At 35.3% G+C, this 8,027-nt stretch carries 9 protein-coding genes and 1 pseudogene; 1 reads left to right on the forward strand and 9 read right to left on the reverse strand.

The genetic code is table 11. The features are described 5' to 3' along the window. Nucleotides 1-12: 12 nt before the first annotated feature. Nucleotides 13-552: an ECF transporter S component gene (locus ACFX4H_RS06665; protein WP_328138858.1), complete on the forward strand. Its 540-nt coding sequence runs from the start codon at nt 13-15 to the stop codon at nt 550-552. Between the two features lie 339 nt (nt 553-891). Here ACFX4H_RS06665 and ACFX4H_RS06670 read toward each other — a convergent pair whose 3' ends face one another. From ACFX4H_RS06670 to ACFX4H_RS06710, 9 genes and pseudogenes are all read right to left on the reverse strand, one after another. Continuing rightward, the gene (locus ACFX4H_RS06670) at nt 892-2,163 is read right to left on the reverse strand and encodes an Ig-like domain-containing protein (protein WP_377434677.1); all 1,272 of its coding nucleotides are present in this window, start codon (nt 2,161-2,163) and stop codon (nt 892-894) included. 127 nt (nt 2,164-2,290) lie between these two features. Continuing rightward, complete coding sequence (locus ACFX4H_RS06675; protein WP_323599650.1) at nt 2,291-2,923, reverse strand: type 1 glutamine amidotransferase family protein; 633 nt, start codon at nt 2,921-2,923, stop codon at nt 2,291-2,293. Nucleotides 2,924-2,999: 76 nt separating this feature from the next. Continuing rightward, the gene (locus ACFX4H_RS06680) at nt 3,000-3,962 is read right to left on the reverse strand and encodes a helix-turn-helix transcriptional regulator (RefSeq protein WP_340876335.1); all 963 of its coding nucleotides are present in this window, start codon (nt 3,960-3,962) and stop codon (nt 3,000-3,002) included. A gap of 63 nt (nt 3,963-4,025) precedes the next feature. Beyond that, nucleotides 4,026-4,276 (reverse strand): annotated as a pseudogene (locus tag ACFX4H_RS06685) (helix-turn-helix domain-containing protein); the annotation flags it as partial. Between the two features lie 166 nt (nt 4,277-4,442). Beyond that, nucleotides 4,443-4,607, reverse strand: a complete 165-nt coding sequence (locus tag ACFX4H_RS06690) for a hypothetical protein (RefSeq protein ID WP_192206689.1) — start codon at nt 4,605-4,607, stop codon at nt 4,443-4,445. 190 nt (nt 4,608-4,797) lie between these two features. Next, a complete protein-coding gene (locus tag ACFX4H_RS06695) occupies nt 4,798-5,586 on the reverse strand; it encodes a class I SAM-dependent methyltransferase (protein ID WP_328138861.1) in 789 nt (262 codons plus the stop codon). A 159-nt stretch (nt 5,587-5,745) separates the two neighbouring features. After that, complete coding sequence (locus ACFX4H_RS06700) at nt 5,746-5,976, reverse strand: hypothetical protein (RefSeq protein WP_328138862.1); 231 nt, start codon at nt 5,974-5,976, stop codon at nt 5,746-5,748. A 237-nt stretch (nt 5,977-6,213) separates the two neighbouring features. Next, a complete protein-coding gene (locus tag ACFX4H_RS06705; protein WP_328138863.1) occupies nt 6,214-7,047 on the reverse strand; it encodes a permease prefix domain 1-containing protein in 834 nt (277 codons plus the stop codon). After that, nucleotides 7,044-7,385 carry a PadR family transcriptional regulator gene (locus ACFX4H_RS06710; RefSeq protein ID WP_057219385.1) on the reverse strand — a complete coding sequence of 114 codons (342 nt, stop codon included), beginning with the start codon at nt 7,383-7,385 and terminating at the stop codon, nt 7,044-7,046. Before ACFX4H_RS06710 ends, ACFX4H_RS06705 begins: the two co-directional genes overlap by 4 nt. Between the last annotated feature and the right edge of the window lie 642 nt (nt 7,386-8,027).

Raw genomic sequence — 8,027 nt, forward strand, 5'->3', positions numbered from 1 at the left:
AGGTTTACAGATATGCAAAATACACAAAGTTATTCAAGGTCAAGTCAAAAAACTATGGATTTAATTATTACCGCAATGTTGATTGCTCTTGTGTTCCTATCTACATTCTTTTTGAATATTAAACTGCCAATTGCCGCAAATGGAGGGTTAGTTCATCTAGGAACAGCTATGCTTTTTATTGCATCTATTTTATTTGGTCCTAAAAAAGCAGCTCTTGCTGGTGCGATAGGAATGGGGTTATTTGATATAGTTGGAGGGTGGACATTGTGGGCACCTATCACCATTGTGGCGCGTGGTTTGCAAGGATATATAGTTGGTAAAATCGCTTGGTCAAAGGGTCGCAACGGTACTAGCAATGCTTTCAATGTAATAGCAGCAATCGTTTCAATTCCATTTATGATAGCTGTTTATTATATTGGTGAAGGGATTCTATACGGTAATTGGATTGCACCTTTAGCTTCGATACCTGGAGATCTCGTTCAAAATATATTAGGAATTATCGTTGCCGTTCCAGTTTGTGTGGCTTTGAAAAAGGTTCCTTATTTTAAGTAAATTCGCTATAAAGGTAAACGTCAAGTAGCCCCTAAATACCACATGGATGGTGTATTTGGGGGCTATGCTTTGTTTGCTTCCCTTTTTATCGGTACTCTGCATGCAGAGGGTAAACTAGATGACCACGACAAGACTTTATCTATTTGAATATAGATGTCTTCTTTCGTTTCACACGTTTCTCCATAAGCAGTCGTATAAAGTGAGAAGAACAATATCATGAATAGGGATACGATTCCCACTTTGCTGTAAATAGGGTGCATATAGGTCTCCGATCTTTCTCATTTATGAACTCATGTATGGCCAAGGAGAGTATGCCCCTTGGCCATACATCTCTTCGTATTATTGAACTGTTGTCGCATTTTTATTTGACGTGTATTGTCCATTAATTTGGACGTCTTCATCAATCGTTACGACATCTCCCTTTTGAAGACGGCGTACGTCTCCTGACTTCGTGACAACAAAACAACTATAGACGCGATATGTTCCGTCTTTTTCAATTTTTCCAGCCCCAGCCTGTTTAGGTGTAATCACACGTTGAGGGATTCCATTGACCACAAGACGCAACGTTTGTGTCCCTTTTTCGGCTGTACCAGTGACATAGTCCGCCTTTGATTCAACGGTGTTAACCCTTATTGGAGATGTAATGGTCCACCCCACCTTCATATGAGCTTGTAAATGTTCTGGGGTCCGCAGTCCATAATCCACTGTAATCTGATCGGCATTCCGTATAGGGCGGCTTATCGTATCCGTTACTTTAATGAAACGAGTTGGAATCGTGAAATACCCGTCTTCCTCCACCGTTGCAATTCGTTGAGGAACCCCATTTACGAGTAAGCGGACGGTCTTGTGCCCATCGATGACGTAGCCAGTAACAGCTTGAAGACGTTCGGTAACAGCATTCAGTTTAGGAGCTACTCCATCAACAACTGTAATATGCGTAGGATCGCTCTCAACTCCCCTTGCATCAGCAACCCTTACTTCTACTTTAGTACCTTGGTATAGGGATGGGACTGGTATCGAAAAATGACCTTCCGAATCTGCTGTCCCCGTATACGATTTCCCCTCAACCATTGCATGAACGGTATATCCAGGTTTGGTTGTACCTGTAATAGACGTATTCAGAATGGAAAGGGGCTGTAAGTTTGGTGGTTCAGGTAAATCGACAACCTCGACTGATACCGTTTTTATATATCCTGGAACTGGTTCAATGGTTACTTGGTATGTTCCAGCTTCTTGACCTGTTAATGACACCTTTTGGATGGATGCAGAATCAATCTGAAGTCCAGATTCAGAGGTTGTAACCACAGGTTTAACTTGGCTAAAGTGAGTCTTAGAGAGGTCGGTTAGCGTTAAGCCGTCGTGAGTCCATGACAAGGGAACGTCTAGACTGGTCCCTAGTGCAATACAGATTGATTCAGGAACAGACACCTGGTATTGATTAGCTGTATCTGATAAAAAATTTTGATCTGCTATAAACTTTTCAATATTGAGTGGATTTTCCACTATGTAGTTTTGAGTCAGATTCACAGTGTGTAATTTAGATAATGTGTTTATTGATGATACGTCATTGATTTGATTACCAGCTAGATTTAATGTTTCAATATTTGACAAATCACTGAGGGCTTTTTCATTACTCCATAAGCATTTTTAAGTTATATTCAAAAACCATGCTTTGACATTGTCTAAAGCATGGTAATTATTTAAACTAATATAAATCTGCTAAGTTGATTTTTTTAGCTCATCTATTTATTGAATTCATTAACTGGAAGAAGTATTCAGGTTTGTGAGTCTTATTTAGGTTATACCATGAATGTAATGTATCTGGTGCAAATACATCTAATTTTTTCAGTACTTCCATCGCAAATTCCAGAGGAGCTACTCCTGATGCAGTAACCAAATTCTCACCAGATACCGCAGGTCCCATCTCATAAAATTTTTCTCCTTTATAATTAGGACAAACCATTTTAATATACTCTAAGTTATTGCTTGTATGCTTTCTAGAATCTAGGTATCCCATATTCGCAAGGGCCTCAGTTGCACCACAAATTGCAGCAACAATAGTGCCAAGCTTTAAAGCTTCGCCAATTTTTTTCATGATTGGTTGATGAATAGCTTCTCCCCAAGTATTCCCTCCAGGCAAAACTAAAAGATCTTTACTCTCAAGAGTACACTCATCAAGGGGAATATCTGGTTTTATGCTCAGTCCCCCCATCGTAGTAATAATTTCTTTATTAGCTCCTACTGTAACTACTTTTAAAGGTGCTATATCTTTTTTGAAATATCTTCCTGTGTTTAGTTCGGCAATTAAATATCCATATTCCCAGTCTGACATTGTGTTAAATACATATAGATAAACTTTTTTTGTTTGCATCCAATAACACTCCCAATCACAATTGATATAGCCAATTATAATATAACTTCCCTGACAGCTAACGTCAGGGAAGTTATCATACTTGATGAAATTTTATTAATTCCGACAGAACTTCAATAAGTCTTTTCTTTAGACTTATTGGCTCAATAACTTGAATAGATTTACCGTACGGTAAAAGTAAATAAGGTACATATGTATGTATCATATCCTTTTCAAGAAGAAATACTGCTTGATTTGAAGTCCGTTCTTGTAAATAATGTCCTAAAAACCAATGTTGGCAAATATCTCCCAACGTCCTTGTATTCCCATTAATAATTAAAGAGGTATTCCCTCCCTTATCTTCTATAGTTGGAAGGAGGTTTTTCATAAAAAAGTCACGTGCTGAAAAATTTTCTGGCCGGTTAAACTTATTTTCGGTTAGCATTAGACTTTCAATTCGATCTACTCTAAAACTACGGATATCATCCCTAAGATGACAAAATCCAATCACATACCACTTATTATTCCAATAGATAATTCTGTACGGATCGACCAATCTATAATTTAATTGCTTTTCGCCACTTTTATGGTAAAGAATTTTTACTGAGTACCCGTCAGCTACGGCCTGCTCCAACTCCTTCAAAAAAGGTTCCATAGAGATTGAACTTAATCGACTTATTACTTCAAGACTAGTTAAATGTTGGTTTATCTTTGTTTCCTGCTCTTGATTTGAGTATTTACTTAGTTTTGAAATGGCCCTATTTAGTGCTTCACTTCCATAATATCCGGCTTCTTCTGCAAAAACAGCAGCGTGAAATAGTGAAGTTTGCTCCTCAAAATCAAAAAAAAGAGGAGCCTCAATAAAATTGTTCAATAAAGTGTATCCACCGTTATGTCCTGGTTCTGAAATTATAGGTACGCCACTTGTTGAAATTGTATCAATATAACGATACACAGTCCTTATATTCATCTCTAACTTTTCTGAAATTTGTTTTGCAGTAACTTTTTCACCTGAACGAAGCATCCATAGAATTGCTAACATATTGTCAATTTTAGGCATATAATTCCACCTCTATATGGAATTTATTTTCTATTATATATTTCCGATTTTTGGTATAACTCATTAACTGTTCCTTTCCGATAGCTTTCTATATAATGAGGCCCTAGACCATTTGTAATTTCACAAATTTGATTTACAGTCATATCTCCCTCATTATAAAGCTTTACTGCATAATTCATTCCTGCATGATTTTTATGGTACTTCTTTAACCGACCTTTAAACTTTCCTTCTTTCTTAGCCAGTTCAATCCCTTCACGCTGCCGCATACGGATAAGATCACGTTCTAATTGGTTTACACCCGCCATCTTCGGTATCCCGGTTGGCCATCGAATTTAAGTGAATTGCTAAAAAATGGGTGGTTCCATCTAGTTACATAAGAAAAAGCTGCCATAAAGACAGCTCCGATATCTTCAGTTAACACATCTGTTAGTGCAACCAGAAAAAAGCTTAATAATATCAAGCAACCGATTAGTACAATTATTATTTTTCCCTAAGATGATTTAATAGTGCAATAGCTAATAAAAGTATTGATAAGCCAGTCCCTAAACTATCAGGTCCCTCATCGAAGAAAATTGGAGAAACAAAGTGATTTAAAACTGTAATGATTACAGCAAATGTAACCAAAGAAATATTTGTTATCTTCAAAGGAAAAGTCCTCCCTATTAAGTATCGAATCAAGTAAATATTCTCCTTTTAAATTATAACTCTTATGGAACTATCCTGCCCCGATAGTTCCATAAGAAAAAGCTGCCTTAAAGACATCTCTGATCTTCAGCTAAGCACCCGTTAGTTACATAAGACATTAAACAAATAGACCCCCAAATTAAAGAGACATTTATAAACAATTTAATATAGTTATAAAGCATCCATGTTGGATATTATGTTGAATGTCTCCATATTCTTTTACTAAATGAGTAAAGATTTCATCAAGTATTTCATTTCGTTGATTTTCTGTAAATCCTGAAAGCCAAGATAGAGAACCAACCCTTCCACACCAGTCTTCATTTGTAAAAGATACTGTGTAATTGAACTTATATGTTTCTTTTAAGTCAAATTCATGTTCCTGCCATTCCTTAAACCACTCAACTGGAAAACCATTAATAAACTGTTTTGATTCAGCCTTAGCGCCAGCCGGTTTTAACTCTCCATTTGGCATATGTGCTTTAATAATTTGAAGTGTATCATCTATAACTTTACTTTTTGATATAAACCCTGAATCCATTACAATCAATTTACCCTTTTTCGCCAGAATTCTTTTAATTTCATCTAGGGTTTTTTCCCGATTAAACCAGTGCCATGCTCTTAAAACGGTTACATAATCAAACAAACCATTATCTAACGTTGTAGATTCAGCGTATGTATTTATATACTCAATAATATTACCTTCACTCTTATCAATTACTTTCGCTTGTTCTATTAATTCTGCTGAAGGTTCTACTCCCACAACAGCTGCACCCTCATTATGTAAAACTCGACTTAATACTCCCGTCCCAGAACCCAAATCCACCACTTTTTTATTGTTAAAATCTATTCCTCTAAGTTTTAAACTTTCCAATAACTCAACAGGTAAGTCATTTCTATATTGAGCGTAATTTTTTGCCACATTTCCAAAATTCACTTCCATCCATACCCCTCCAGGAATCTTTTTCCAAACTATTAAAATTATAACATATTCTGTATGTACCCTTGTTGAACTAACCTGCCCCGATAGTTCTATAAGAAGAAGTTGTCTTAAAGACGGTTCCGATCTTCAGCTAACGCAACTGTTTGTAGATTAGGAACTTTATTTCATTTCAGGCTTAATTCTTTGTTCAAATTCCTCTTTGGTAATATCCCAAACTTCATATTCTTCACCAAATTTTTCTCTTACGTCCATAGCCATTAAATCGGAAATTACGTTGTAATCATCATTTATATCTTCGCTTAGAATTCCTTTTACTGTGTTCCACTTAATAAAACTATCATCATAAGGGCTAATAATGTAAAAATACCGGGTTTCAAACTTTGTTATCATTGTTTCCTCCAGGATGAATTTTGGTTTCAAATCTTAATTCCAGTTTACAATACAAGTTGTGTCCTCTTAAATATCCTGCCCCTTTAGTTCCATAATAAAAAGCTGCCTTAAAGGCAGCTCCGTTCTTCAGCTAACGCACCCGTTAGTTCATTAAGAAAATAAGAAACTGGTATTACCAAACTCCTTTTAATCTTAAATTTCTTACTATACGCATTTAGATTCAATTAACAATTCAAATTAATTTATAGTCGTTCTTTTTCCGAATAAATAATATATCAAATATCCCAATAGATTAAATAAAGTAAATACCAGAATCCAACCAATATTTAATCGTTTATGATGATATGCGTTGATGATTGCCCAAATCGAGAATAACGTCCAATAAATTGCCACCCCTGCAAACAAAATAGCCATTGTTGGCATATTTAAGTATCTCTCTTCCATATTAACAATCCACTTATCATCACCGTTTCCGTAAGGAAAGAATCTAGGTTTTAACCAATCTGGTGCCCATACTGATCTATGGTATTGATAGTCTGGGTCAATATGTTCTACATATTCAAAAATACCTCTGTCATAATTTTTGTAATCACTCTCTTTTACTTCTCTTACGTTGTATATTTTTACAGATGATATAAAGTCGGTGCCTTTTACCAACCTTTCAATTTCTTCTCCCATTTGTGGTGTAACAGATGTCTTATTTCCCAATAGAGAACGGATATCTGTTGCAACATAAGAGATTTGGTTTGCATTTGATTCTACTTTTTGCCTTTCTATAACGAAAGTCGATACAGATATGATTAGAAACGCTACTGCAAGATAAAGGACCCATTTAATAAAAGTTTTTTGTGCTCTAAACAATTGAGCAACAATAGACCGCATTTCTTTTTCTCCACCGAAACGATCAATGGCAATTTCAATTGCTTCTTGCTCCGTTTTTCCTTCTAACTTCAACTCATAAACAGCTTCTAACAAATGACTTTTCATTTCTGCTTTTAATTCTTGAATTTCTTTCTTATTTCCACCCACATTTTGATAAACCGAATCGACAAATGCTTCAATTTGGGTCATTTTTTTCTCCCCCAATCTAAAAATGAATCAATCACATCTCTTACAAATTCCCATTCCAAACGCTTTTGTTCAAATCCTTTTTCACCCATTGATGTAAGTTTGTAATATTTTCTTCTTCCTCCTGGTCCTTGCTCATCCCCCCAGTAAGAAGAAATCCATTCATTCTTTTCTAATCTCTTTAAAGACAGATAAAGTGTACCTTCTTTTAATTCAAATTGATCATCACTCTTTTCTCGAACGATTTTGGCTAATTCATAGCCGTACATATCCCTCCTATGTAAAAGTGACAGGATGAGCGTGTCTATATGACCTTTTAAGACTTCTTTATTAATCTCCAATTTTTCCACCTCTTGGAATTAATATATTTTATATTACTTTATAATGCAAGGTATTCTTTCGAAGAATATTATAAAACCTTATGCAACTAATCTGCCCCTTTAGTTGCATAAGAAAAAGCTGCCTTTTAAAGACAGCTCCGATCCTAAGCTAAAGCACCCGTTAGTTAAATTAGAATAGTGGTATTTCAATTCCCATTTATGTCATTGAAGATATATAAACCTACACCCAATATAAAAATAAGAATAAACACAATCCACTTTGTATAATACCAGCCCTTTATTCTATCAATAACCACAAAAAGAGTAATAGTAATAGTAATAATAATAGTAGATACACCCAAGGCTGTCCATATGTTCCTATATTGGATAGGAAGTAATTCAGTTAATAGATAAACACTTCCAAAATAAAACAAAATGAATGGAGGCTGTTTCCTTTTATATTTTTCAGTTCGTTTAGGATATAATTCCATTTACTCTTGGACACCTCAACTATAATTCCTAAAGTGATAAAGTTCAATTAACAGTTCCATATGAAAAAGCTGCCTTAAAGACAACTCTGATCTTCAGCTAACGCACCCGTTCGTATTATAAGGTCATCCAGAAAATATTTCTGGTTGACCATTTTTTATATCGATATATGAT

Origin of the sequence: Peribacillus sp. YIM B13477 (assembly GCF_042787955.1) — a bacterium.
GTDB lineage: Bacteria > Bacillota > Bacilli > Bacillales > DSM-1321 > Peribacillus > Peribacillus frigoritolerans.

Excerpts from the sequence above, each read along its gene's own strand:
- ACFX4H_RS06665 (WP_328138858.1), top strand. The coding sequence starts at position 13 with ATGCAAAATACACAAAGTTATTCAAGGTCAAGTCAAAAAACTATGGAT.
- ACFX4H_RS06680 (WP_340876335.1), bottom strand. The coding sequence starts at position 3,962 with ATGCCTAAAATTGACAATATGTTAGCAATTCTATGGATGCTTCGTTCA.
- ACFX4H_RS06700 (WP_328138862.1), bottom strand. The coding sequence starts at position 5,976 with ATGATAACAAAGTTTGAAACCCGGTATTTTTACATTATTAGCCCTTAT.
- ACFX4H_RS06705 (WP_328138863.1), bottom strand. The coding sequence starts at position 7,047 with ATGACCCAAATTGAAGCATTTGTCGATTCGGTTTATCAAAATGTGGGT.
- ACFX4H_RS06675 (WP_323599650.1), bottom strand. The coding sequence starts at position 2,923 with ATGCAAACAAAAAAAGTTTATCTATATGTATTTAACACAATGTCAGAC.
- ACFX4H_RS06695 (WP_328138861.1), bottom strand. The coding sequence starts at position 5,586 with ATGGAAGTGAATTTTGGAAATGTGGCAAAAAATTACGCTCAATATAGA.